This window comes from Brevundimonas sp. UBA7838, assembly GCF_002500885.1.
Classification (GTDB): Bacteria; Pseudomonadota; Alphaproteobacteria; order Caulobacterales; family Caulobacteraceae; genus Brevundimonas; species Brevundimonas vesicularis_C.
Genome location: NZ_DLTK01000030.1, coordinates 1,771 through 24,888, shown reverse-complemented (window position 1 = coordinate 24,888; position 23,118 = coordinate 1,771). Strand labels below are relative to the sequence as shown.

General features: G+C 65.9%; 25 protein-coding genes, 2 tRNA genes and 1 pseudogene. 12 read left to right on the top strand and 16 right to left on the bottom strand.

Annotation, left to right across the window (positions count from 1 at the left end; all coding sequences use genetic code 11):
• The 3 genes and pseudogenes from B3T77_RS01750 to B3T77_RS01740 all read left to right on the top strand — a co-directional run.
• A pseudogene (locus B3T77_RS01750) lies at positions 1-190 on the top strand (hypothetical protein); the annotation flags it as partial.
• A 60-nt stretch (positions 191-250) separates the two neighbouring features.
• Positions 251-1,681, top strand: coding sequence for a metalloprotease TldD (gene tldD, locus B3T77_RS01745; RefSeq protein WP_292076575.1), 1,431 nt, complete (start codon positions 251-253; stop codon positions 1,679-1,681).
• Positions 1,682-1,740: 59 nt separating this feature from the next.
• A complete protein-coding gene (locus B3T77_RS01740; protein WP_045809440.1) occupies positions 1,741-2,028 on the top strand; it encodes a hypothetical protein in 288 nt (95 codons plus the stop codon).
• A gap of 3 nt (positions 2,029-2,031) precedes the next feature.
• On the opposite strand, the gene B3T77_RS01735 is transcribed toward B3T77_RS01740, so the two are convergent.
• Positions 2,032-2,943, bottom strand: coding sequence for a TraB/GumN family protein (locus tag B3T77_RS01735; protein WP_292076568.1), 912 nt, complete (start codon positions 2,941-2,943; stop codon positions 2,032-2,034).
• Between the two features lie 187 nt (positions 2,944-3,130).
• Here B3T77_RS01735 and B3T77_RS01730 point away from each other — a divergent pair, with 187 nt between their 5' ends.
• Complete coding sequence (locus B3T77_RS01730) at positions 3,131-5,215, top strand: TonB-dependent receptor plug domain-containing protein (protein WP_292076563.1); 2,085 nt, start codon at positions 3,131-3,133, stop codon at positions 5,213-5,215.
• Positions 5,216-5,284: 69 nt separating this feature from the next.
• On the opposite strand, the gene B3T77_RS01725 is transcribed toward B3T77_RS01730, so the two are convergent.
• Positions 5,285-7,219 (bottom strand): peptide MFS transporter, encoded by a 1,935-nt coding sequence (locus tag B3T77_RS01725; RefSeq protein WP_292076560.1) that lies wholly within the window; start codon positions 7,217-7,219, stop codon positions 5,285-5,287.
• A 281-nt stretch (positions 7,220-7,500) separates the two neighbouring features.
• Here B3T77_RS01725 and B3T77_RS01720 point away from each other — a divergent pair, with 281 nt between their 5' ends.
• Positions 7,501-8,652 (top strand): N-acetyltransferase, encoded by a 1,152-nt coding sequence (locus tag B3T77_RS01720; RefSeq protein WP_292076557.1) that lies wholly within the window; start codon positions 7,501-7,503, stop codon positions 8,650-8,652.
• Here the strand turns inward: B3T77_RS01720 and mscL are convergent, their stop codons facing one another.
• The 7 genes from mscL to aroA form a co-directional block, all read right to left on the bottom strand.
• The gene (mscL, locus tag B3T77_RS01715; RefSeq protein ID WP_066624021.1) at positions 8,653-9,075 is read right to left on the bottom strand and encodes a large-conductance mechanosensitive channel protein MscL; all 423 of its coding nucleotides are present in this window, start codon (positions 9,073-9,075) and stop codon (positions 8,653-8,655) included.
• 23 nt (positions 9,076-9,098) lie between these two features.
• Positions 9,099-9,413, bottom strand: coding sequence for an integration host factor subunit beta (locus B3T77_RS01710; RefSeq protein WP_292076578.1), 315 nt, complete (start codon positions 9,411-9,413; stop codon positions 9,099-9,101).
• A gap of 249 nt (positions 9,414-9,662) precedes the next feature.
• Complete coding sequence (rpsA, locus tag B3T77_RS01705; RefSeq protein ID WP_017504363.1) at positions 9,663-11,366, bottom strand: 30S ribosomal protein S1; 1,704 nt, start codon at positions 11,364-11,366, stop codon at positions 9,663-9,665.
• 199 nt (positions 11,367-11,565) lie between these two features.
• Entirely contained in the window at positions 11,566-12,210 is a 645-nt protein-coding gene (gene cmk / locus B3T77_RS01700) for a (d)CMP kinase (protein WP_091748855.1), read from the bottom strand.
• Between the two features lie 100 nt (positions 12,211-12,310).
• Positions 12,311-12,592 carry a hypothetical protein gene (locus B3T77_RS01695; RefSeq protein ID WP_292076547.1) on the bottom strand — a complete coding sequence of 94 codons (282 nt, stop codon included), beginning with the start codon at positions 12,590-12,592 and terminating at the stop codon, positions 12,311-12,313.
• Positions 12,589-12,858 (bottom strand): hypothetical protein, encoded by a 270-nt coding sequence (locus tag B3T77_RS01690; protein WP_055752794.1) that lies wholly within the window; start codon positions 12,856-12,858, stop codon positions 12,589-12,591. Before B3T77_RS01690 ends, B3T77_RS01695 begins: the two co-directional genes overlap by 4 nt.
• Positions 12,855-14,177: a 3-phosphoshikimate 1-carboxyvinyltransferase gene (gene aroA / locus B3T77_RS01685; RefSeq protein ID WP_409514549.1), complete on the bottom strand. Its 1,323-nt coding sequence runs from the start codon at positions 14,175-14,177 to the stop codon at positions 12,855-12,857. The genes B3T77_RS01690 and aroA overlap by 4 nt, the downstream gene beginning before the upstream one ends.
• 122 nt (positions 14,178-14,299) lie before the next feature.
• On the opposite strand from aroA, the gene B3T77_RS01680 reads away from it, so the two are divergent.
• Together B3T77_RS01680 and B3T77_RS01675 are read left to right on the top strand one after the other, a co-directional pair.
• Positions 14,300-14,761: a TIGR02300 family protein gene (locus B3T77_RS01680; protein WP_055752793.1), complete on the top strand. Its 462-nt coding sequence runs from the start codon at positions 14,300-14,302 to the stop codon at positions 14,759-14,761.
• A 286-nt stretch (positions 14,762-15,047) separates the two neighbouring features.
• Positions 15,048-15,123 (top strand) — tRNA-Ala (locus B3T77_RS01675).
• Positions 15,124-15,288: 165 nt separating this feature from the next.
• Here the strand turns inward: B3T77_RS01675 and B3T77_RS01670 are convergent.
• Together B3T77_RS01670 and rsgA are read right to left on the bottom strand one after the other, a co-directional pair.
• Positions 15,289-15,612 (bottom strand): hypothetical protein, encoded by a 324-nt coding sequence (locus tag B3T77_RS01670; protein ID WP_055803275.1) that lies wholly within the window; start codon positions 15,610-15,612, stop codon positions 15,289-15,291.
• Between the two features lie 80 nt (positions 15,613-15,692).
• The gene (gene rsgA / locus B3T77_RS01665) at positions 15,693-16,769 is read right to left on the bottom strand and encodes a ribosome small subunit-dependent GTPase A (RefSeq protein ID WP_292076532.1); all 1,077 of its coding nucleotides are present in this window, start codon (positions 16,767-16,769) and stop codon (positions 15,693-15,695) included.
• A 177-nt stretch (positions 16,770-16,946) separates the two neighbouring features.
• Here rsgA and B3T77_RS01660 point away from each other — a divergent pair, with 177 nt between their 5' ends.
• The gene (locus tag B3T77_RS01660; protein ID WP_055805252.1) at positions 16,947-17,198 is read left to right on the top strand and encodes a DUF2171 domain-containing protein; all 252 of its coding nucleotides are present in this window, start codon (positions 16,947-16,949) and stop codon (positions 17,196-17,198) included.
• Positions 17,199-17,216: 18 nt separating this feature from the next.
• On the opposite strand, the gene B3T77_RS01655 is transcribed toward B3T77_RS01660, so the two are convergent.
• Positions 17,217-17,888 carry a DUF1345 domain-containing protein gene (locus B3T77_RS01655; protein WP_292076531.1) on the bottom strand — a complete coding sequence of 224 codons (672 nt, stop codon included), beginning with the start codon at positions 17,886-17,888 and terminating at the stop codon, positions 17,217-17,219.
• A 129-nt stretch (positions 17,889-18,017) separates the two neighbouring features.
• Here B3T77_RS01655 and B3T77_RS01650 point away from each other — a divergent pair, with 129 nt between their 5' ends.
• Complete coding sequence (locus B3T77_RS01650; RefSeq protein ID WP_153925618.1) at positions 18,018-18,161, top strand: hypothetical protein; 144 nt, start codon at positions 18,018-18,020, stop codon at positions 18,159-18,161.
• A gap of 189 nt (positions 18,162-18,350) precedes the next feature.
• Entirely contained in the window at positions 18,351-19,013 is a 663-nt protein-coding gene (locus tag B3T77_RS01645; protein WP_292076525.1) for a DNA polymerase III subunit epsilon, read from the top strand.
• A gap of 52 nt (positions 19,014-19,065) precedes the next feature.
• Here B3T77_RS01645 and B3T77_RS01640 read toward each other — a convergent pair.
• Together B3T77_RS01640 and cpdR are read right to left on the bottom strand one after the other, a co-directional pair.
• Positions 19,066-19,140, bottom strand: a tRNA-Val gene (locus B3T77_RS01640).
• Between the two features lie 134 nt (positions 19,141-19,274).
• Positions 19,275-19,631 (bottom strand): cell cycle two-component system response regulator CpdR, encoded by a 357-nt coding sequence (gene cpdR, locus B3T77_RS01635; RefSeq protein WP_017506825.1) that lies wholly within the window; start codon positions 19,629-19,631, stop codon positions 19,275-19,277.
• Positions 19,632-19,743: 112 nt separating this feature from the next.
• On the opposite strand from cpdR, the gene B3T77_RS01630 reads away from it, so the two are divergent.
• Entirely contained in the window at positions 19,744-20,568 is an 825-nt protein-coding gene (locus tag B3T77_RS01630; RefSeq protein WP_292076517.1) for an N-formylglutamate amidohydrolase, read from the top strand.
• Positions 20,569-20,829: 261 nt separating this feature from the next.
• Here B3T77_RS01630 and B3T77_RS01625 read toward each other — a convergent pair whose 3' ends face one another.
• Positions 20,830-21,513 (bottom strand): DUF599 domain-containing protein, encoded by a 684-nt coding sequence (locus tag B3T77_RS01625; protein ID WP_055803258.1) that lies wholly within the window; start codon positions 21,511-21,513, stop codon positions 20,830-20,832.
• Between the two features lie 139 nt (positions 21,514-21,652).
• Between B3T77_RS01625 and ppa the strand changes: the two genes are divergently transcribed.
• Positions 21,653-22,213, top strand: a complete 561-nt coding sequence (gene ppa / locus B3T77_RS01620; RefSeq protein ID WP_066552596.1) for an inorganic diphosphatase — start codon at positions 21,653-21,655, stop codon at positions 22,211-22,213.
• 65 nt (positions 22,214-22,278) lie between these two features.
• On the opposite strand, the gene B3T77_RS01615 is transcribed toward ppa, so the two are convergent.
• A complete protein-coding gene (locus B3T77_RS01615; RefSeq protein ID WP_292076509.1) occupies positions 22,279-22,809 on the bottom strand; it encodes a GNAT family N-acetyltransferase in 531 nt (176 codons plus the stop codon).
• Positions 22,810-23,118: the final 309 nt, after the last annotated feature.

Here is a 23,118-nt window from a genome sequence, read left to right as displayed (position 1 = left end):
GGCCGCGACGACGCAACCGACGACGCGTGCGCCCACGACCACCCCGGCGCCGTCCACGCCGGCTCCGACCGTCACGACCGAGCCGCTGGTGATCGTGCCGACGGCCCCGACGCCCGCCCCGACCGCTGCACGTCCGTCGAGCAGCGATCCCGACGGTCCGGTGGTGACGCGGCCCCAGCCGCTGGACTGATCGGCGGTTTCGCGCGCCGGGGCAGGTGACGAAACGGCCTTCAGCCCCTACCTACAGGCCATGACCGTTCACGCCTCCCCGCCGCCCATCCTCGACGCCGCCGGCGTCGACACCGATAAAGCCCTGTCGATCCTGAAAACGGCCCTGGCCGGCGCCGACGACGGCGAACTGTTCCTGGAGCGGTCCGAGAGCGAGAGCCTGGTGTTCGACGACGGTCGGCTGAAGTCTGCCGCCTATGACGCGACCGAGGGCTTCGGCCTGCGGGTCGTGGCGGGCGAGACCGCCGGGTACGCCCACGCCAACGAGATTTCGGCCGCCGCCCTGCGTCGCGCCGCCGACAGCGCCGCCCTGGCCAAACAGGGGCATGAGGCCCGAGTCGCCGAAGGCCCCCGCGCCACCAATCAGAAACTGTATGGCGAGGTCGATCCCCTCGCCTCGCCCGCCTTCTCCGACAAGATCGCCTTGCTGGCCGAGATTGACGCCTGGGCCCGCGCCCGCGATCCGCGCGTGGTTCAGGTATCCGCCTCCCTGATCGGCGAACGTCGCGCCATCGAAATCCTGCGCGCCGACGAACGGGCGGTGCGCGATGTTCGCCCCCTTGTTCGGCTGAACGTCTCCGTTACCGTCGAACAGAACGGCAAGCGCGAGAGCGCCTCGTCCGGCGCCGGCGGCCGGGCCGGATTCGAGGCCTGGGTCGCGCCCGAACGCTGGCAGGCCCAGGTGGACGAGGCCCTGCGTCAGGCCCTGGTCAATCTGGACGCTGTCGACTGTCCGGCGGGCGAGATGGACGTGGTCCTGGGCGCCGGCTGGCCCGGCGTCCTGCTGCACGAGGCCATCGGCCACGGCTTCGAGGGCGACTTCCACAGGAAGGGCTCGTCGGTCTTCAACGGCATGATGGGCCAGCGGGTCGCCGCCCCCGGCGTCACCGTGGTCGATGACGGCTCGATCGCCGGACGGCGCGGATCGCTGTCCGTGGATGACGAGGGCACGCCCACCTCGCGCACCGTGCTGATCGAGGACGGGATCATGGTCGGGTTGATGCACGACCGGCTGTCGGCGCGGCAGCTGGGCGTCGCCGCGACCGGCAACGGCCGGCGCCAGTCCTTCGCCCATATGCCGATGCCGCGCATGACCAACACCTTCATGGAAGGGGGCAAGGATTCCAAGGCCGACATGATCGCCAATACGACGCGCGGCCTCTACGCCGCCAACTTCTCGGGCGGCCAGGTGGACATCACCAACGGCAAGTTCGTGTTCCAGTGCAATGAGGCCTATCTGATCGAGGACGGGGTGATCACCGCACCCGTTCGGGGCGCCACCCTGATCGGCGACGGAGCCACAGCCCTGACCAAGATCCAGATGGTCGGCGACGACTTCGCCTTCGATCCGGGCGTCGGCGTCTGCGGCAAGGCCGGACAGGGCGTCCCCGTCGGCATCGGCCAGCCCAGCCTCAAGATCGGCGGCCTGACGGTCGGCGGCACCGCCGTCTGAGCGAGCGGAACCGTATCGTCACGAAGTGTGTTTCCCCGCCACACTGGAGAGGAAACACCATGCCTACTGAACGCGAAGTCCAACATCCCGATGGCCGGGTTGAACGCATCACTGAAACCAGCGCGGCGCCCACCACGGTCGTCGAGCGTCGCGGCAGCGGCATGGGCGCCATCGTCGCCCTGATCGTCGGCCTGCTGGCCGTGCTGGTGATCGGCTACTTCCTGATGAACATGAACCGCAGCGACGCGGTCAAGGACAACGCCATCGCCGGCGCGGCCGAGAGCGTCGGCAACGCCGCCGACAACATCGGCGAAGCCGCCCGCGACGCCGTTCCGGAACGCAAGTAAGCTCTAGCGCGCCGATTGAGCGGAGGCGGAGGGGCGCCATTCGGGACCGATCGGTTCCAGCCCCTCCGCCTCCAGCCGATCCAATACGCCGTTCGGCTCGGCCAACAGCCGCAAGGGCGCGATGGCGACGGTGACTCCGTCCTCAGCCAGCGCCTTGTCCACCGCCGTATTCCATATCCGACGCAAACCGTCGGCCTGGGCCATCACCGACCAGTAGGAACAGGCCGTCGCCGCCTTTTCCAGGGGCGAATCCAGCACCGCCGGGATCCGGCGCAGACGCCAGTTCTCCGCACGTTGCGCGCCCGCCTCGACCCCGGCCTCCGCCGCCGTCGCCGCAACGTCGATGCAGTCGAGATAGCGTTCCGGCGGCGTCGTCAGAACCTTTTCGATCAGTTCGTCCCCCCTGAAGATGCCGACGGGTTCAGCCGGCGTGCGATTGGCGCGCGTCGCCTGACGGACCAGGCCGGACACCGGACGCCCTCCGCTGCTGTAGCCGCCCAGTTCCATCAGATCGCCCGACAGGATCAGCATGCTGTCGCGGGTCGGGCCTTCGCCTGTCAGGCGCTCGACGCGGGCCTCAAGGTCCGGGGACAGATAGTCGGCGCTGGTGCGCCCGTTCGGCAAACGGGTCAGCGTCCGAAAACGCCAGATCAGACGGCCCACGTCGGCCAGTGACGCCCGCCCCTCGACCGGAAACAGGACGCGGTCGGCACGATTGACCGCCGAGATGAGAGCATCCGTGCGCCACTCCATCTTTCTGGGCAAACCGTCGATCGATCCGACCAGGATCAAGACGCTGTCGCCGCGCCGCACTTCCCACATCGGCGCCTCGATCCGGCGGGCGGTGACGACGATATCCTCGACGGCGTTCGAAGGCGCATCCTGCGCGACGGCCGGCGCGGTCGTCAGCGCCATCGCTGCAAGTAAAAGCAATAGAGAAGATGAGCGCCTGATCATTACACCGCTGTAAACTTCATTACTGTCACTGGCGTAATGAAATCGCTGTAATGATGTCGTCGATTTAATCCACCTTGCGGCCTTGTAACTGGAGATGAACGCGCCGGATCGGCACACCTCTCACCAACACCCGAGGGGAAGATCAATGACAAAGACCCTGCTGCTGGCCAGCACCGCCCTGCTTTTCACCGCCGGCGCCGCATTCGCCGCCGACGCCTCCAACGCAGACAAGCCCCAAGTCGCCGAGGCCCCGGTGCCGACCGGCCCGACCAACCAGGCGCCCCTGGCCGACGCCAGCCAGCGCGGCGTGCTGGTCTTCACGCCGGACTTCTTCGCCGCCCAGCGCCCCAATACGGCGCTCGACATGGTCAACCGCGTCCCCGGCTTCTCCATCGACAACGGATCGGGCGCGCGCGGTTTCGAAGGGGCGGTCGGCAATGTGCTGATCAACAACAACCGCCCGGCCTCAAAGAACGACTCGGGTTCGAACGTCCTGGGCCGGACCCTGGCCAATCAGGTCGAGCGCATCGAACTGATCCGGGGCGGCGCGCCGGGTATCGACATGCAGGGCTATTCCGTCGTCGTGAACGTCATCCTGAAGACGACCGACAGCCGCCAGTCGATCCTGACCTGGAACGCCATGCTGTTCGAAGGCGGCCATGACATCTATGGCGGCTCCTATCAGTTCACGCAGAACAAGGGCGATCGCCGCTGGGGCGTGACCCTGTCGGACGGCATGGGATCCAGCGATTCCAACGGCGTCGGCCGGTCGATCCGTCGCAACGCCGCCGGCGACGTCATCCGCGACGAGCGTTTTGAAAACGACGGATGGGGCGGCGGTCAGAGCATTCGCGGCAACTACACCGGCCCGGTGTTCGGCGGAAAGCTGGAAGGCACCGCCCGTTATGGTCTGAATGACTATCAGAACTGGACCGAGCTTTCGTCGCCCACGTCGCTGCGGCGTAGCGATTATGCCGAAGACGGCGATTCCGGCGAGCTGGGCCTGACCTGGACCCGCACCCTGAACCCGCGCTGGACCCTGGAGACGCGTCTGATCCACGAGTTCTCCAGCTTTGACAGCGTCTCGGGCAGCAACGAGACGCTCAACGGCACGGCCGCGCCGGAGCAGCAGTTCAAGTCCAACGGCGACTCGTCGGAATCCATCCTGCGCGCCTTGGTGCGTCACGAACGCTCGCCCGCCCTGACAGTCGAGGCCGGCGCCGAGATCGCCTACAATATGCTGGACGTGAACCAGGCCTTCACCATCGGCGGCGTCGGCGTTCCCCTGCCCAGCGCCTCGGTCAAGGTCGAGGAGACGCGCGGCGAGGCCTTCAGCAAGGCGACCTGGCGGATCAATCCGAAGCTGACGCTGGAAGGCGGCGTGCGCTTGGAAGCCTCCACCATCAGCCAGTCGGGCGATGCGGATCAGGAAAAGAGCTTCTTCTTCGCCAAGCCGCGGCTGCTGGCGACCTGGACGCCGATGGCCGACAACCAGCTGCGTTTCCGCTTCGAGCGCGAACTGGGTCAGTTGGACTTTGGCGACTTCGCCGCCTCGGCTGAGCTGAGCGACGGCACGGTGTTCGGCGGCAACGTCGATCTGGAGCCGGAACAGCGCTGGATTTCCGAGCTGTCCTATGAGCGCCGCTTCTGGGGCGAGGGCGTGGTCTCGATCGGCTATCGCCACGACCGCATCATCGACGTGATTGACCGCCTTCCCTTGCCCGGTGGCCTGTCGGCGACCGGCAACATCGGCGACGGAACGCTGGATCAGCTGTCGCTGAATGTCGTGGTGCCGCTGGACAAGGTCGGGATTTCGGGCGCCCGGTTCACCTTTAGGAACGATTGGAACAAGACCAGCGTCACCGACCCGACCACGGGCGAGGACCGCCGCATCTCGGGCGTGCGTCCCAGCCAGGCCAATGTCGGCTTCCAGCAGGACATCACCTCTTGGAAGACCCAGTGGGGGATCAACTGGCTGCCGCGTCTGGGCCAGGCGACCTACGATCCGGACCAGACCTTCGCCTGGCGCGGCGCGGACTATCTGGAGGCCTTCGTCGAATACAAGCCCAGCCCGACCCTGTCGCTGCGTGCCCAGCTGAACCTGTGGGACGACTTCACCCAGCAGCGCACGGTCTACGCCACGCGCAATCCGCGCACGGTCGCCTTCGTCGAGGAGCGCTCGATCGACCCGCGCACCTTCGTCTCCTTGCGGGTCCGCAAGACCTTCTGAGGCGCGCTTCACGCAGCAAAAAGCCCCGGCGGATCGCTCCGCCGGGGCTTTTCCTTGATCAGGCGCCGATCAGTGGCTAGGCGTCGAGGCCGCAGGACGGGCGACGTTGCCGTCTTCCTGACCGCGATCGTTCAGGGCAGGGCCAGGGTGGTTGTCCCCGTCATTGGCGCCGTGCGACCAGCCCTTGATGAAGTGGCTGATGACAATGAAGGCCACGCCGATGCCCATGCCCCACAGGCCCAGCAGCTTGAACACTTCAAGCGAGGTCTGCAGCGCAAGGCCCGGGTTCAGCACCTGGCCGCCGACCGTCTCCGTACCCGCCAGGCCGGCGATCCAACCGCCGACATATTGGGCGATGGAGCTGGCCAGGAACCAGACGGCCATCATGAAGCTGACCACCTTGGCGACGGACAATTTTGTAATTTCCGACAGGCCCACCGGCGACAGGAACAGCTCGCCGGTCGTATGGAACAGATAGAGCAGACCCAGCAGGAGCAGCGGCATCTGGAAGGCCGAGTTGGCCATGCCGGCGCCCCACACCACGATCATGAAGCCCAATCCGACCTGGAGAAGGCCGAGGCCGAACTTCAGCGTAGGGTTGGGGTCCAGGTTGCGCTTGCCCAGGAAGGACCAGAGCGCGGCCATGATCGGTGCGAAGATCAGGATGAAGCCCGCATTGAACGACTGGGTCTGGGCCGCCGTGATGGTGGCGTCGATCCAGGGACCCGACGTGCTGAGACCGGCGGCGGCGATCTGGGCCGGGGTGCCGACGGTGACACCCAGAAGCTGGAACGCCTGCGGGGTGATGCTGAGATCGACGTTACGGTCGGCGAACAGGTTCAGCGATGTGCCGGCCTGTTCGAACAGGGTGAAGAAGACGACCGACCCGAAGATCAGCACCAGGGCCAGCATCATCCGCTCACGCTGCGCCTTGTTCTCGCAAACCTTGACGATGACGTAGAGGATGAACAGCAGCGACGCGACGGTGGCGGCGCCCAGGACCCAACCCACCAGGGCGTTGCGCTGAACCATGAACCAGACGACGCCGACGCCCAGGATGCTGAGCAGATAGATCGACCATTCGCGGTTGATCGGACCCAGCATGGGTTTGCTCAGATTGGCTTCGGCCGGAGGCTCGCCCTTGCCTTGCAGCAGGGGTTTGCCCAGCACGAAGACCACCCAGCCCAGCGCCATGCCGACGCCGGCCAGACCAAAGCCTGCCCACCAGCCGACGGTCTGACCCAAAAGGCCGCACAGCACGGCCGCCCAGAAGGCGCCGAGGTTGATGCCGTAGTAGTAGAGGGTGAAGCCGGAATCCCGCCGCGGGTCACCTTGCGGATAGAGCTGTCCGACGATGGTCGAGATGTTGGGCTTCAGGAAGCCGACGCCCATGATGATGAAGGACACCGCCAGATAGAAGACGTTCACGCCCGCCATGTCGCGGGTCGCGTCGATCTTGTATTCGCCGGTCGGCAGCACGGCCGGTAATGGCGAGGCGGCCGGCAGGTTCTCGATCGCCAGGCCGTTCTCGGCCGCCTCGAAGGCGTATTTCTGGCCGTTGACGACGATCGACACTTCACGCGCCGCGCCGCGGCCTTCGGCGTCGATCTGATAGGTCTGACCGGCGTAGGTCAGGGTTTCGGTCGCGGGACGGCCCTCGAAAGCCATCATGCCGTGACCGGCGACCAGGAGCAGGGCGCCGAAGGCGACGGCCTTGCGCGTGCCGATGAAGCGGTCGGCCATGATGCCGCCCAGCAGGGGCAGCAGATAGACCAGCGAGGTGTAGGAGCCGTAGGTCGACCCCGCCATGGCGTCGTCGAACAGGAAGTGTTGCGTCAGGAAGAAGATCAGGATGCCGCGCATGCCATAGTAGGAGAAACGCTCCCACATCTCGGCGAAGAACAGGATGATCAGTCCGCGCGGATGGTGTTTGAGGATCTGCATCAGCACCGGCACGCCTGTGGCGAAGGTGATGATCAGTCCAAGGGCGACGACGATGTTCATGCGCGCGTCCCCCTAATCGTCTTCACGCGTCGTGTAAGTCGCGCCTTCCCCAAATCCGTCCTCAACGGCTCACTCCCAACTGCCGCGCCGCTTATCGGGCGCGCGAAAGGCGCATACCCAGCACAGCGGGCAAATCCGAACAAGTGTTAAGGCTGTCGCGGGGGCGGCCAGGCGACGCGGGGGGAAAGCGAAAGACAACCCTGAGTGATTCCCGGTGGCGCACATCCTGCTAGTGCGTACGTCAGAAACGCACACGGTTTCATAATGGGAAGGAGCGCCAGATGTCTGTCAGACCGATCGACGCTCCAGACCATGAGGCGTTGAACCGGCTGCATCGTCAGGTCGGCTGGCCCGAGCGGTCGCCGGCCGGATGGCGCTGGCTCGAGGCCAATCCGGCGCGGTTGGCGCTGGGCGCGCCCGCGGGATGGGTCGTGGCCGACGAGGACGACAACGCCGTCGCCATGCTGGGCAACTTCATCCAGCGGTTTCGATACGGCGTCCAGGACCACTTCGGCGCCACCGGATTTTCGATCATCGTGCCGCCCAGCCAGAAGGGCGCCAGCCGGCCTCTGATCCGCACCTTTTTGAAACAGCCAAGGCTTTTCGCCCGCTACACCTTCAACGCCAATGCGCGCTCGGCGCCGCTGTACGGCCTGTTCGACATGAAGCCCTGGCCGGCGCAGACCCATGGTCTGAAGCTGACGTGGATCACTGATCGTCTGGCCTGCGCTCAGGGCCGAGGTCTGCGCCTGCTGCTGGGCCGCACCTCCGCCGAGACCGCCGCGCGGCTGGGCGAGCGGCTGATGAACGGGCGCGTGTTTCGCCAGACGCCGCTGATGCTGCCGGCCGGGGTGACGATGCTCCGCGACTTGTCGGACGCCTCGCCCTATGCCGCTTTCTGGCGTCGGTTGTCGCAAGAAGATCGTCTGCTCGCGGACCGCAGCCCGGAAATCCTGCGCTGGCGGTTGGCGGACCCTGACCTGACCCTGCCGCCGGTCATGCTGGCCTGCGTCAGGGACAGCCGAATCGTCGGGATGGCCATGGCGCAGATGACCAAGACCAGCCTGATCGAGCCGCCCTATCTGGATATTGTCGATCTGATCGCGCTGGAGACGGCGCCCGAGGCGATCGCGCTTCTGACCCAGGCCTTGATCGACAACGCCCGCGCGCTGGGGGCCGCCAAGGTGCGGCTGCAGGTGGTGACGCCGCGCCTGCTGGCGCAGTTGGGCGATCTGGCGAAGACGGCGCGGCGCGAAGGCGGCTGGGGACACTGCCACGCCATCATCAACGATCCTGCACTGGCGGCCGCCTGGGCGCCGACACCGTTCGACGGCGACTACGGCATCTGTTCGCGCACGCCGCCGATGCCCAAAACCTTGGCTGCCGCCGCAGTCACGCGCCCCACCTTGGGCGGGCGCGTGTCCAAGGCCTGATCAGGCGTTGGGGCGGGCCTTCAGCTCGTCGCGGATCTCGGCCAGCAGGGCTTCGGTCGCCGTCGGCGCGGCCGGCGCCGGATCGGGCTTGGCGGCTTCCTGACGACGCAGGGCGTTGATGCCCTTGACCACTAGGAAGACGACCCAGGCGACGATCAGAAACTGGATCACGGTGTTCAGGAAGGCGCCGTATTGGATCGCCACCTTCTCGACGGCCTCGGTCGCCGGGTTCTCAGCCCTCAGCACCCATTCCAGTTCCGAGAAATCGATGCCGCCGGTGATCAGGCCGATGGGCGGCATCACCACCTGATCGACCAGGCTTTTGACGATGCCGTTGAAGGCGGCGCCGATGATCACGCCGACCGCCAGATCCACGACATTGCCCTTAACCGCGAACTCGCGAAACTCCGACAGCAGGCTCATGAGATTTCCTTGAGAAAGTTAGATCAGGCGTCGCCCGAGGCGTTCAGCCGCTCGCGCAGCTCCTTGCCGCTCTTGAAGAAGGGCACGGCCTTGGCCGGCACCTCTACGGTTTCGCCAGTGCGTGGATTGCGGCCCGCGCGCGCCGGGCGCGACCGCACGGACAGGGCGCCGAAACCGCGCAACTCGACCCGACCGCCGTCGGACAGGGCCGAGGTCATGGTGTTGAGGATCACATTGACCAGCCGCTCGACCTCGGCGTGAGTCAGGTGGGTGTTTTCCGCTGCAAGCTTCTCGATCAGTTCGGACTTGATCATCTGCGCCCCCCGCGAGCTCGGAATGACGGGCTGTTTCGCCCGCCGTCGATCCAGAGGGACACCCTAACCTTCGACAGGCTCTGGAAAAAGCCCTTATCCGACAATGGTGCGCGTCATTCGCAAGAAATATGTCCGGAGGCGCACACAAGGGTGTGCCAGACAGAGAAAAGGGCGGCGGGATTGCTCCTGCCGCCCTCACTCTTTTGTCGCTATCGCAGAGCGCGCGGCGCTCCGCTGCTTGAGCGAAGCGCCTGACGCTCTTTGGATGAGCGCTTAGTCCTTGGTGCCGGCGTTCTTCAGCGCGGCGCCCAGGATGTCGCCCAGCGAAGCGCCCGAATCGGACGATCCGAACTGTTCGATGGCTTCCTGCTCGTCCTTCATTTCCAGCGCCTTGATCGACACCGAGACGCGGCGCGAGGCCTTGTCCACGGCGGTGATCATGGCGTCGACGCGGTCGCCGACGGCGAAGCGTTCCGGACGTTGCTCGTTGCGGTCGCGCGACAGGTCCGACTTGCGAACGAAGGCCGTGACCGGCGCGTCGTCTTCACCGAACTTGACCTCGATGCCGCCCGACTCGATCGCCGTCACGGTGACGGTGATCTGCTGGCCGCGGCGATAGGTGTCGCCCTCGCCGATCGGATCGCCGCCCAGCTGCTTGATGCCCAGCGAGACGCGTTCCTTCTCGACGTCGACGTCCAGGACCTTGGCCTTGACCATCTCGCCCTTGCGGTAGCGCTGGATGGCTTCTTCACCCGACACCGACCAGTCGAGGTCGGACAGGTGCACCATGCCGTCGATGTCGTTGTCCAGGCCGATGAACAGGCCGAACTCGGTGGCGTTCTTGACTTCGCCCTCGACGGTCGAACCGATCGGGTTGTTGGCGACGAAGGCGTCCCACGGATTGTCCTGAGCCTGCTTCAGGCCCAGCGAGATGCGGCGCTTGGAGGCGTCGACATCCAGAACCACGACGTCGACTTCCTGCGAGGTCGAGACGATCTTGCCGGGGTGGACGTTCTTCTTGGTCCAGGACATTTCCGAGACGTGCACCAGGCCCTCGACACCGGCTTCCAGCTCCACGAAGGCGCCGTAGTCGGTGATGTTGGTGATGCGGCCCGTGTACTTGGCGCCGACCGGATACTTGGCTTCCACGCCGTCCCAGGGGTCCGACTGCAGTTGCTTCATGCCCAGCGAGATACGCTGGGTGTCCGGGTTGATCTTGACGATCTGGACCTTGACGGTGTCGCCAACGGCCAGAACCTGGCTCGGGTGCGAAACGCGCTTCCACGACATGTCGGTGACGTGCAGCAGGCCGTCGATGCCGCCCAGGTCGACGAACGCGCCGTAGTCGGTGATGTTCTTGACGACGCCTTCGCGGACTTCACCCTCGGCCAGCTGACCGACCAGTTCCGTGCGCTGTTCGGCGCGGGCTTCTTCCAGGATGGCGCGACGCGACACGACGATGTTGCCGCGCGGACGGTCCATCTTCAGGATGGCGAAGGGCTGTTCCTTGCCCATCAGCGGGCCGACGTCGCGGACCGGACGAATGTCGACTTGCGAACCGGGCAGGAAGGCCGAGGCGCCGCCCAGGTCGACGGTGAAGCCGCCCTTGACGCGACCGACGATAGCGCCGTTGACCGGCTGGCCTTCGGCGAACACGACTTCCAGACGGGTCCAGGCTTCTTCGCGACGGGCCTTGTCGCGGCTGATGACGGCTTCGCCCAGGGCGTTCTCGACGCGCTCCAGGTAAACCTCGACGTTGTCGCCGACCTTGGGCAGGGCGCCGTCGTCGCCTTGGCCGAATTCGCGCATGGCGATGCGGCCTTCGGTCTTCAGACCAACGTCGATGATGACGATGTCTTTTTCGATGCCGACGACGCGGCCGTGGACGACTTGGCCTTCGCCGAAGTCGCGACCCGACAGTTGTTCGTCGAGCAGCGCCGAGAAGTCGTCGCGCGTGGGGTTGAGAGTATCAGACATGAAGCTCTGGTGTTTCCAGTGGGGCTGTGGCGCGTAACCGAAGGACGATCCCGCGCGAGGTGGACCCCTGACGCAGCGAAAGGCGGCGCGCGGGGCGATGGGAAAAGATGGAATCAGGTCGTCGGGATGCGAGGCCGTTCAGAACGATCAAAACGCCCGCGGAGGCCGAGGGTGGGAGCGTTGGATTTGCGAGGGCAGGTCAGAGACCGTGTTTCGCGCGCGCCGCCTCGACGATACGGCGGGCCGCATCGAAGGCGGCCTCTATACCCAGATCGGTCGTATCCAGCAAGACCGCGTCATCGGCCTGAACCATCGGGGCCGCCCCGCGCCCGGCGTCGCGCTCGTCGCGGCGCTGGATGTCGGCCAGCATGGCGTCAAAGGCGATGTCCGATCCGCGCGCCGTCAGCTGCTTCCAGCGGCGCGTGGCCCGCACCTCGGGCGTCGCGGTGACGAACAGTTTGGCCTGAGCGTTCGGCGCAATCACCGTGCCGATGTCGCGTCCGTCGAGGACCGCGCCGCTCGCCTGGGCCGCGAACGCCTGCTGCAGTTCCAGCAGAGCCGCGCGAACGCCCGCGAAGCTGGCGACACGGCTGGCGGCCTCGCCCGCCTCGCCTGTCGTCAGGCGCGGATCGTCCGACAGACCCGCCGCATCCAGCCCCCGCGCCGCCTGCGTCGCCGCGGCCTCGTCATCCAGTGATCCGCCGTCCGCCAGCACCTTTGCGCCCACGGCCCGGTACAGCAGCCCCGTATCCAGATGCGGCAGGCCATAGGTCTGGGCCAGACGCGCGGCGATGGTCCCCTTGCCAGAGGCGGCCGGTCCGTCGACGGCGATGATCAGGGTCAAGCAGGTCTCCGCAGCGCGTGGCGCATTTCAATCTCGATCCCAAACGCACGGGAGGCCGAACCTGATAGCGACGATCGCCCGACCAATCCAGCCGAAGCCCTCAGTCCCGGCGTCCGACCAAATCACGAATTGCAAGGCTGGCCAGCAGGACCGCCAGGCCCGCCCCGGCCGCAACCGACGCCACATAGAAGCCGAGGACGCTCCAAAACAGCAGGGGTCGGTCCGCCAACAGAACGTCCGGCCCCTTTTGGTTGTTCAGCACCCCGGCATCCAGGCTTTGGACGATCTCTCGGGCTCCGATCACGCAGAACCAGCCGATCAGGATCGCGATCGCCAGCGTCAGGATCGGCTTGATCCAGCCCGACAGCCCCGGCCGGTTCACGACCATGCCTTCCAACGCGCCAGAACCACGACCGCGAAGGCTGCCAGACCTAGCCACACCAGACAGGCGACACCGTTCAGCACCACGCTCGAATAGAAGAAGGCGTCGCCCTCGGCCCTCAGATGCACGGCGCCATGTTTGCCCGAGACCTGGCCTGTCGTCACCCCTTGCCAGACGATCCAGGCCGTCCAGCCGGCTCCGCCCAGACAGGTCAAAAGACCGAGGACCGCGATGCCTCGACCGAGGACGCCGCGCGCGGGCTTCACGCGATCCGCCCGCCCAGCCCGTTCATCATCTCGACGAAGCCGGGGAAGCTGGTGGCGATCATCCCAGGCTCGTCGACCGAGACCGGCTGTTCGGCGGCCAGGCCCAGGACCAGATGGCTCATGGCGATGCGGTGGTCGTGGGCGGTATGGACCAGGCCGCCGCCGCGCACCGACTCGCCCTGGCCGGCGCCGGTGACGATGAAGCCTTCCGGCTCCTCCTCGACCTGAATGCCGCAGGCGCGCAGCCCCTCGACCATCAGCGAAATCCGGTCGCTTTCCTTGACCCGCATTTCACCCACGCCGCGCATGACGGTGACGCCGTCCGCAAAGGCCGCCGTCGCCGCCAGGATCGGATATTCGTCGATCATCGAGGCGGCGCGATCCTCGGGCACGACCACGCCCTTCAGGGACGAGTGACGGGCGGTGATGTCGCCGACCTCTTCGCCCCCGGCCTCACGCCGGTTGGTGATGGTCAGGTCGGCGCCCATCTCGATCCAGGTGTCGAACAGGCCGGTGCGAAGCGGGTTCAGCATCACGCCCTCGACCGTGACCTCCGACCCCGGCACGATCAGACCGGCCGCCAGGGGAAACGCCGCCGAGGACGGATCGCCCGGCACGGCGACGAAGGTCCCGGTCAGGGCCTGACCGCCCTTCAGAGTCACCTTCCAGCCCTCGCCCCTCTCCTCGACGCCCACCTCGGCGCCAAAGGCCCGCAGCATGCGCTCGGTATGGTCGCGGCTCTTTTCCGGCTCGACCACGGAGGTGACGCCCTCGGCGTTCAGACCCGCCAGTAGGATGGCCGACTTCACCTGGGCCGAGGCCACCGTCTGCACATAGTCGATGGCCTTCAGCGCGCCGCCGGTCAGGGCCACAGGAAGCCGATCCTCGGCCGCCTGCCAGTCGAACGCCGCACCCATGTCCGCCAGGGGTCCCGTGACCCGCTTCATCGGCCGCTTTCTCAGCGAGCCGTCGCCATCGAAGGTCGCGGTCAGCGGATAGCCGGCCGCCGCCCCCATCAACAGACGCACCCCGGTTCCGGCGTTGCCGCAGTCAATCACCGACGACGGCGTCTTAAAGCCGTCCGCCCCCTCGATGCGCCATCTGCCGTCGCCGGTCCGCTCGACCTTGGCGCCGAAGGCCTCGACCGCTCGGGCGGTGGCCAGGACGTCGTCGCCTTCCAGCAGACCCTCGACCTCGGTCACGCCCGACGCCATTCCACCCAGGATCATCGATCGGTGCGACATCGACTTGTCGCCTGGCGCGCGGACCTTTCCGGTCAGGGCGGATGCGCGGCGCGAAGTCAGTTGGGACGGCATGATCACCCGCTTCAGGCTGTATTGTGCGAAGGGCCGCGCGGGCGGCGCGAAAGACAGCTTTTGACAGCGGGTCAAAGGGGTGGCAAGGGACCGCCCCGAATTCAACCCGTTGAAAGCATCCAAACGTGGCCAATCCCGAACTGGGCGCCAAACAGGTCTGCCCCAACTGCCAGGCGAAGTTTTACGACCTGAACCGTCGCCCTGCACACTGCCCCAAATGCGGAACCGACTTCGATCCCGAAGAGGCGATGAAGCTGCGCAGCCGCCGCGCCCGTCCCGGCTATCCGTCTGACGATGAGGACACGGAAGATCAGGTCAAGGACAAGAAGGTCGACGGCGACGAGGACGAGGAAGACGACGTCAAGACGCCGGAAATCGACGAGGAAGGCCACGAGCCGATCCTGACCCCGGACGACGAGGACGAAGACTCCCCGGCTGACGCCTCGGAAGAAGCCGGCATGGGCTCGACCGACGGCGACGACGATCTGCTGGCCGACGACGATGACGACTCCGTGCCGTTCATCGAAGACGAAGACGACGACTCGATCGACGACGAGATCGCCAAGCCGTCGCGCGACGACGACTGATTTTCGGGCCTATCGCGCTTCGCGCTACATGAGGCCCGTCTTCTTCGGGGCTTGTGGATAGGCTCAGATTCTTGTTGCACCCGCCGCATTTCCCGTTAGGGAGACGCGGCGGGACAGCAGGCCTTTCATACCTTTCGGTTTGGAAAACCTGCGTATTTTCACCCTTGGGAACGCGGTGAAAATAAATCTCGAAACGGGCTTGATCGCAGAAAAGGCCTGACCTAGTTTCCGCCGCCTCGCCGGGGGCCATCGCAAGATGAACCGGGCGATCCAGACCGACAGGTCCGGGGCTTTAGCTCAGTTGGTAGAGCGCTTGCATGGCATGCAAGAGGTCAGCGGTTCGACTCCGCTAAGCTCCACCATCGTCACCTCCGAGCACCGCAAGGTGTTCGGAGGGACGGCCATCCTCCCCCACATTTTCGATCTGCAGAAATCGCCATTCGGCGCGCCACTAGGCGCCCGTCTCTCGTCCGATGACGAATGCGGCAGGCGGCTCGATCCGAACCTCCCGCCGCGATAGCCGCCGATCAGTTCTCGACTTCGGTCGATCCCTGGCGGAACTCTTCGGCCGGCACGAAGGCCGAGCCTTCTTCATCCAGCACCCAGACGCCGATCAGGGCGGGGTGATCCGGGGTGACGTCTTCGTCCAGCAGGTCGCCCTCATAGACGCCGACGTTGCTGTAATCGAAATCCAGCAGCAGCTGATCGGCCATGTCGATCATTTCGTCGGCCATGCGCCGTGCATAGCCCACCGCCTCGCTGGCGTCGGAAAAGTCGTCCGTCAACGTGTTGACCTCTGCGGCCTCGCTGCCCTGGACGGCGCTGGTGGTGACGATGGTGAATGCGGACATAGTGATCTTTCTTGAGTCTAAGGACTTCACCTAGCCCGTTTGGCCCCGCAACACGTCGAAATTCGGTTGCGCCATCGACGCTATCGATCGGCCCCGCCACGATCGTTGCGCTTCGTCGCGCGATAGACCTTCTGCAAGCCGCCCAGCCGCCGGCGTTCCGCAGCCTTGGCGATCCGTTCCGCCTTGTCCCCTGCGGCCGCCAGTTCCGACTTCAGCTTCTGGAAATGCGCCCAGCGCGGTCCCTCCAGCGTGCCGTCCGCCAGGGCCGCCTGGACAGCGCATCCCGGCTCGCTCACATGGCCGCAGTTGGTGAAGCGGCACTCCTGCATCAGGTGTTCGATATCGTCGAAGACCGCTTCCACACCCTCTTCGGCGTCGATCAGGCCCACTTCGCGGATGCCGGGCGTGTCGATGATGAGACCGCCGCCGGGCAGCGGGATCAGCTGGCGATGGCTGGTGGTATGCCGTCCCTGGTCGTCGGATGCGCGGATCGCCTGGGTCGCCATCCGATCCTCGTTCAGGAAGGCGTTGACCAGGGTGGACTTGCCGACACCCGACGAGCCGATCAGGACACAGGTCTCGCCCGGCTTCACCTGAAGACGCAGCGCCTCAAGGCCGACGCCTTTGCGCGCCGAGACGGTCAGGACCAGGGTCTGTGTCTCCAGCGCCGCCACCTGAGCGGCCTCGGCTTGGGGGTCGGCGCTGATATCCGACTTCGTCAGAACGAGAACAGGCCGCGCTCCGCTGTCCATCGCGGCAGCCAGGAAACGCTGTATCCGGCGCGGATTCAGATCCGCATTCATCGAGGTGACGACGAAGGCCACGTCGATATTGGCCGCCAGGATCTGGGTTCGACGCGCGCTGTCCGCCGCCCGCCGCACGAAGGCCGTATGGCGAGGCAGGACGGCATGGATGGTGGCGGCGCCGTCCTGAGGGTTCGGCGACAGCGCCACCCAGTCGCCCACTGCAGGGGGCCCAGTCTCCTGAGCTTCGTGCCGCAGTCGGCCGGACGCCTTGGCCTGAAGCTCGCCCGCATCCGTGACGACCAGATAGCCGTTGCGATGCTGGAGGATGACGCGGCCCGGCGTGTGACCGGCATGGGCATGCGGCGCAAACGCCATCGCCCAGACCTCGGACCATCCATACTGTTCGATCAAGTCAACGGCATCCCTGTCGCTCGCGCTCCTCAGCCGGCTTGTGCTGAACACTGTCCCAAAGCCTTGCCAGTCGGCGGGGCCGCGAACAAGCATGCTCGCCGACCCAGCGCCTCGGGAACGAAATGTCGGTCGGCGGCGCTCCGCTATCGAGACGATGTTCAGCGAGGAAAAACAGCGATGAGCGAGATCAAGGAAGGCATGGAAGTCATCGGAGCCGACGGCGTGCACGTCGGCGTCGTGGACCGGGTGGAGAGCGACCGGATCAAGCTAACGCGCCGCGAGAACACCGGCGCCCACGCCGATCACCACCACTATATCGAGAACGGTTTCGTCGCCGGCGTCGAGGGCGACAAGGTGCGCCTGTCGGCCAACGCCGATGTCGCCGTCACCCTTGAGGAAGAAGAGTCCGGCCGCCCGGTCGATCTCTAACCGAACGGCTGCGCGTGCCTAAAGCAGCGTGGCGGCCAGATTGACCGTCAGCGCCAGGATAACGGCGTTGAAGAACCAGGCGATCAGGCTGTGAAACGTCGCCAAGCCGCGCAGCTTGCGGCTGGATATCTGCACATCGGCCGTCTGGTTCGCCACGCCAATGATCAGGGCGAAGTGCAGAAAGTCCCAGTAGTCCGCGTCCTCCTCACCCGGAAAGATCAGCCCGCCCTGATCGCCTTTACCGTCGTCACGCGGGGCGTAGAAGCCATGGGCGTAATGCAGGGCGAAGATGATGTGCACGTACAGCCACGACAGGCCGACGGTGCACACTGAAAAGACCGCCTGCCCGACCGTCGGCTTGCCGTCGCTGGCCACCATGGCGAGGACCAGGACCACGACGCTGGCCACGGCCGCCGCCATGCTGAGCGGCAGAACGAGAATGCCCGCCTGATCCAGTTCCGCCGCGCGACGCCGCATCGCCTCCTGAGAACGCGCGCGGAAGATCCGCACAAAGGTGGCAACGAGAAAGGTCGCCACGCCCGCGTCCCAGCCGGCCGCCAGTCGCATCGGCCAGCCGAGGCTGGCCGGCGCCAGCGTCGCGACGGCCGACATGACCAGCAGCCCGAGCCATAGCGACAAATGCAGACGGAACAGGCGCGCGACAGATCCCATGCCTGCGAGATTGCGCATTCCTGGCGGCACGTCCAGCGACCGCGCGGCCTGTGGAGCGGCTACGACAAAATGGATTTCGTCTCATTGAGGGACATGTCTGTCGGCGACGTCATAGAAGTGTCGCTTATCGTTTCGGGGGAAACGCGAATGCTGGTGTCGATCGTGATCGGCGAGGCTCTCTATCTGGCGCATCGCTGTCGGCGGGCGCTGATCGCCTCGCCCGTGGTGCTGGTCGGTCTGTGGGCCGTGATGACCGTCATGCCGCACGGGTCGGTGCACTTGCCGAACTGACGACGCGCCGTCGGCGGTCGTTCCAGGCGCCGGACCGAATCCGGCGCCCCAGGCGTTATCAGGTGTGAACTCCACGCCGAGGACGCCCTGACCGACTTCACGCCATCCCCCCAACGCATCCGCGTCATCGACCTGGAGACGGCCGGATCCGGCCCTCAGGACGTCTGCGAGATCGGGTGGCAGGACGTGGTGCGTGACGGGGCCGGCCCATGGCGTCTGGATGCGACGCGCGGCGCCCGTTTCGTAAATCCCGGTCGGCCGATTTCGCCCGACACCATGGCGATCCATCACATTCTGGACGAGTGGGTTCAAGACGCCGGCTATTGGAAGGCCGTCGCCCCGCTCATCCTTCGTCCCGAGGCGGGCGTGATCGCCTTGGCGGCTCACCGGGCCAGCTTCGAGCAGCGGTACTGCACCCCTGCCCTTTCAGGCGGCGCAAGGTGGATCTGCACCTGGAAATGCGCCCTGCGGCTGTGGCCCGACCTGCCGCGCTTCTCCAACCAGATGCTGCGCTATCTGCGCCGGCCCGAGGGATTGGTGCATGAACTGGGCCTTCCGGCGCATCGCGCCCTGCCAGACGCCTATGTCACCGCCCATCATCTTCGCGACATGCTAAACCAGACGACCGTCGAGCAGCTACTGGCCTGGAGCCGCGAACCGGGATTGCTGCCCCGCGTGCCCGCGGGCCCTGAACGCGGCAAGGCGTGGAGCGCGGTGGATGCTGTCCGGCTTCAGGTCCTGGCGTCAGGACGCGACATCGACATCGCCTTCACCGCCGCGACCGAGCTTCGCCGCCGCGGCCTGATGACGGACACGGCCGTCCGGACGTCGGATCAGGGACGGTTGCTCTAGCGCGCAAACGGCAGCCAGGGCTGATGGCGACTGATCTGAAAAGAAAGGGAAATGGTGGACGCGACAGGGATTGAACCTGTGACCCCCTCGATGTCAACGAGGTGCTCTCCCGCTGAGCTACGCATCCGCCGTAGGGCTCCGAAAAACGTCTTCGGAGCGGGAAGAGCGGTCGTATAGCGGCGAGGCCGGTCGGCATCAAGCCGATTTAACGGCAAGAATGCGATTTCTCGCCAAACGCCGCTCGACCCACGCAGCGAAGGTTCAGGCGGCGACCATCCGCTCGACCTCATTGACCAGATCGCGCAGGTGGACGGGCTTTGACAACACCTTGGCGTCCGGCGTGGCCTGGGCGGCCGTCAGGGCCACGGCGGCGAAGCCGGTAATGAACATGATGCGCAGGCCGGGCTGGCGGGCGGCGGCGACGCGGGCGACTTCTATCCCGTCCGCGCCCGGCATGACGATGTCGGTCAGCAGGAGGTCGTAGGGACCATGTTCCAGGGCGTCGATGGCGTCATCGCCGTTCTCGCAGTCGATGACCTGGTGGCCTGCCCGCTCCAGCGCGCGCGTCAGAAATCCGCGCAACGAACCGTCGTCTTCGGCCAGGAGAATACGCGCCATTCGAGAAACACCCTTGAAACAGACCGCAAACCTAGAGCCGGAACGGTAAACCGCCGATGAAATTCGCCGATCAGCCGACTTCCTTCCACAGCGAAACGCGCTAAGCGGGAGCATGACCGACGGCGGCGACAGCTTTTCGATCACCGCCCCGGCGGCGGACGCGCCCGCGACGGCGCTGGTGTTCGCCTCGCCCCACTCCGGCGACCTGTATCCCGACGACATGGGCGCCGCGCCGGGCCTGTCGCGCGCCAGCCTGAAGAGCGCCGAGGACGCTTTGGTCGGGAGTTTGGTCGCAGAGGGACCGCGCAGCGGGGCCGCGCTGATCGAAGGCCGGATCGGCCGGGCCTATGTCGATCTGAACCGCGATCCGTTTGAGCTTGACCCGGCCCTGATCGCGGATCTGGAGGGGCCGGTCGGGGCCAAGACGGCCGCCGGTTATGGCGTGATTCCCCGATTGGCCGGCGACGGCACGCCGCTCTATGCGCGCCGGCTGACGCTGGCGGAGGCCGCGCACCGCATCGCCAGGGTCCACGCGCCCTATCACCAGGCCTTGGGCGACCTGATGCAGTTGACGTGCGCGACGCACGGACGAGCCGTGCTGATCGACTGGCATTCGATGCCGGCGCGCGCCGTCGGGGCCGAGGTCGTGCTGGGCGATCGTTACGGCTCGGCCTGCAGCGCGCGGCTCAGCCGGCGGCTGCGCGAGTTGTTCGAGGGCTTGGGCTGGCGCGTGGCGCAGAACCATCCCTACGCCGGCGGTTGGTCCACCCAGCGCTGGGGGCGGCCGGACGAAGGCTATGAGGCCATCCAGATCGAGCTGAGCCGCAAACTCTATCTGGACGAGACGACGCTGGCCCCCAACGCGACCTACGCCAAGACGCACAAGGCCCTATCCCGTGTGATCGCCGCCCTGTGCGCAGACGCGTGGTCGGCCTGACTGATCGCTGATCAGATCAAAAAAAAAAGCCGCACCCGAGGGTGCGGCATTAAAAGTCTATAGGGAGGAAACGCCCAGGAAGGGCAAGACGCCCGGAGGCGTCAGAGGTCAACTTAGGTTGCGATGCACAATGGGTCAAGACCCATGAGCGCCCGCATTGTCACGCCTTGTTACGCACATATGGCGAGTCGCCTGACAAGACGGCGCTCTTTCGACGAAAGTCGGACGGGTGCTCAATCTCGCAACTGCGAAAGGATCGGTTTAGTTGTCCAACAGCCGCCGCGCATTGCGAATGGCGCGAGCGGCGGGCGACGCTTCCTGACGATAGATCAACAGGCCGAACGAGGACGCCACACCCAAGGCCAGCCACAGCGGTCCAAACAGCCAGGCCGCCGCCGCCAGGGCGAAGTAATAGCCGCGCACACCCTGACTGAAGGAACTGAGCGCCGGGTTCAAAAGCTGGCCCGCCGCCTCGCTGAAGGCCTTGCGGTCGGTCTTGGTGTGGATCTCCGGCGCCGCGCCGATCAGCGCCAGGGCGTAGTTCATCTGACGCAGCGCCCAGATAAAATCCAGAAAACCGCGCGCCAGGCAGATCAGCACCAGCGCAAGCTTGGCCTCCAGAATCTTCATCGGCACGTTTTCGGCGCCGACGGCGGCGAACCCCTGAAGCGCGCTCTCGCCGCCGAACAGGATGCCCGCGACCGCCGCGATCAGCAGCAGGTTGGTGGAGGCGAAGAAGGAGGCGGAGTTGATCGAATGACCCATCAGCTGGCTGTCGATCAGCTTCATCTCGCGATGGGTCATGGACTGCATCCAGGCCGCCCGGACATGCTCCATATCCTGGTTCAGCGAGCCGCCCCGTCGGCTGATGAAAGCCAGGATGGGGCTGTATCCCAGCCAGCAGATGAAGAAGAGGGCCAGCGCCGCCCAATCGGTCCAGGTCATGATCCAGATGTCCGCGATGATGCGCCGCGACGCAAGTCCGCCGGGCCCGTGTTCGCCACATGTCGCCCTTGCCGTGACGGGCCGGGGAGCCTATCACCCTTCGCCTTTCAAAGTTTCGCAGTCGCAGCAAAGACCCGCCATGAACCTCGACGCCATTCCCGTCGGCCCGAACGCTCCCTGGGACATCAACGTCATCATCGAAATTCCGCAGGGCGGCCTGCCGGTGAAATACGAGATGGATAAGGCCTCGGGCGCCCTGTTCGTCGACCGCTTCCTGCACACCGCCATGTACTATCCGGGCAACTACGGTTTCGTGCCGCACACCCTGTCGGACGACGGCGACCCCTGCGACGTGATCGTGTTGAACCCGACCCCTGTCGTTCCGGGCTGCGTCATCCGTTCGCGTCCTATCGGCGTGCTGAAGATGACAGACGAGGCCGGCGGCGACGAAAAGATCCTGGCCGTGCCGGTCGACAAGCTGAACCCCTATTACACCGAGATCGCCAGCTATCGTCAGCTGCCGGCCATCCTGATCGAGCAGATCGAGCACTTCTTCACCCGCTACAAGGATCTGGAGAAGGGCAAGTCGGTCAAGGTCGAGGGCTGGGGCGACGCCGGCGAGGCGGCCGACCTGATCGCCAAAGGCATGCAGGCCCACCAGGACAAGCTGGCCAAGAACAAGGCCGCCAACGCCGCCTGATACGGGCGATAAGCGCTTGAAGCCTTAAGGCGTCCTCCGATCAGGGGACGCCTTTTTGCTGACCGTCAGGCTCGCCATTCGTGTCGCAGAAGGGCGTACTGACACGTGTTGACGTAGATCGGCTGGCCCGCGGCGTCGTTCACGAACGAGATAAACTCGCGGAACAGTCCTTCTCGCCGCATGCCCAGCCGTTCGCAAAGCCTCTGTGACGCCAGATTGTCGTCCTCAACATAGGCGTACAGGCGACGGGCCGCCTTGTCCTTGAACAGATGGTCGACCAGGGCGCGGGCCGCCTCTAACGCATAGCCGGCGCCCGCATAGGCGCTGTTGAAGTTCCAGCCGATGGACCAGGTGTCCGGCGCCTCGAATATTGCGAAGACATCGCCGATGACATGGCCGCCGGCCTTGGACTGGACGGCGATATATTCGCCCTCGGCTGCGCGCTTGAGGACTTCCGCCTCGGCCGCCGCCATATCCTGAAGCGCCATCGCGGCGAAACAGGCGGCGCGCGGCTGATGAAGGTAGGCGAGCAAGTCTGCGGCGTCGCCGGCCTGAAAGCGTCGAAGGGTCAGACGATCCGTTTGCAAGGGGGTCATCGTTAAGCCTGTCGTGCAGCGTGCGCGGTTCTGACGATCGGCATGACGCCTTTTCGCCGATGACGATAGGATTTTGTGCGCGCTGCGACGCCCCGCCCCTCTCCCGCAACGGTTCGGCCTCTCCTATCTGCGTCGCATGACCGAACTGACCCCCCGCGAGATCGTCTCCGAACTGGATCGCTATATCGTCGGCCAGAACGACGCCAAGCGCGCCGTCGCCGTCGCCCTGAGGAACCGTTGGCGCAGGAAGCGCGTGCCGGCGGACCTGCGCGACGAGGTGACGCCCAAGAACATCCTGATGATCGGCCC

Bases quoted from the DNA above. Each gene is read 5' to 3' on its own strand.
- tldD (WP_292076575.1), top strand. From the start codon at position 251: ATGACCGTTCACGCCTCCCCGCCGCCCATCCTCGACGCCGCCGGCGTC.
- B3T77_RS01740 (WP_045809440.1), top strand. From the start codon at position 1,741: ATGCCTACTGAACGCGAAGTCCAACATCCCGATGGCCGGGTTGAACGC.
- B3T77_RS01735 (WP_292076568.1), bottom strand. From the start codon at position 2,943: ATGGCGCTGACGACCGCGCCGGCCGTCGCGCAGGATGCGCCTTCGAAC.
- B3T77_RS01730 (WP_292076563.1), top strand. From the start codon at position 3,131: ATGACAAAGACCCTGCTGCTGGCCAGCACCGCCCTGCTTTTCACCGCC.
- B3T77_RS01725 (WP_292076560.1), bottom strand. From the start codon at position 7,219: ATGAACATCGTCGTCGCCCTTGGACTGATCATCACCTTCGCCACAGGC.
- B3T77_RS01720 (WP_292076557.1), top strand. From the start codon at position 7,501: ATGTCTGTCAGACCGATCGACGCTCCAGACCATGAGGCGTTGAACCGG.
- mscL (WP_066624021.1), bottom strand. From the start codon at position 9,075: ATGAGCCTGCTGTCGGAGTTTCGCGAGTTCGCGGTTAAGGGCAATGTC.
- rpsA (WP_017504363.1), bottom strand. From the start codon at position 11,366: ATGTCTGATACTCTCAACCCCACGCGCGACGACTTCTCGGCGCTGCTC.
- B3T77_RS01670 (WP_055803275.1), bottom strand. From the start codon at position 15,612: ATGTCCGCATTCACCATCGTCACCACCAGCGCCGTCCAGGGCAGCGAG.
- B3T77_RS01660 (WP_055805252.1), top strand. From the start codon at position 16,947: ATGAGCGAGATCAAGGAAGGCATGGAAGTCATCGGAGCCGACGGCGTG.
- B3T77_RS01655 (WP_292076531.1), bottom strand. From the start codon at position 17,888: ATGCGCAATCTCGCAGGCATGGGATCTGTCGCGCGCCTGTTCCGTCTG.
- B3T77_RS01650 (WP_153925618.1), top strand. From the start codon at position 18,018: ATGCTGGTGTCGATCGTGATCGGCGAGGCTCTCTATCTGGCGCATCGC.
- cpdR (WP_017506825.1), bottom strand. From the start codon at position 19,631: ATGGCGCGTATTCTCCTGGCCGAAGACGACGGTTCGTTGCGCGGATTT.
- B3T77_RS01630 (WP_292076517.1), top strand. From the start codon at position 19,744: ATGACCGACGGCGGCGACAGCTTTTCGATCACCGCCCCGGCGGCGGAC.
- B3T77_RS01625 (WP_055803258.1), bottom strand. From the start codon at position 21,513: ATGACCTGGACCGATTGGGCGGCGCTGGCCCTCTTCTTCATCTGCTGG.
- ppa (WP_066552596.1), top strand. From the start codon at position 21,653: ATGAACCTCGACGCCATTCCCGTCGGCCCGAACGCTCCCTGGGACATC.
- B3T77_RS01615 (WP_292076509.1), bottom strand. From the start codon at position 22,809: ATGACCCCCTTGCAAACGGATCGTCTGACCCTTCGACGCTTTCAGGCC.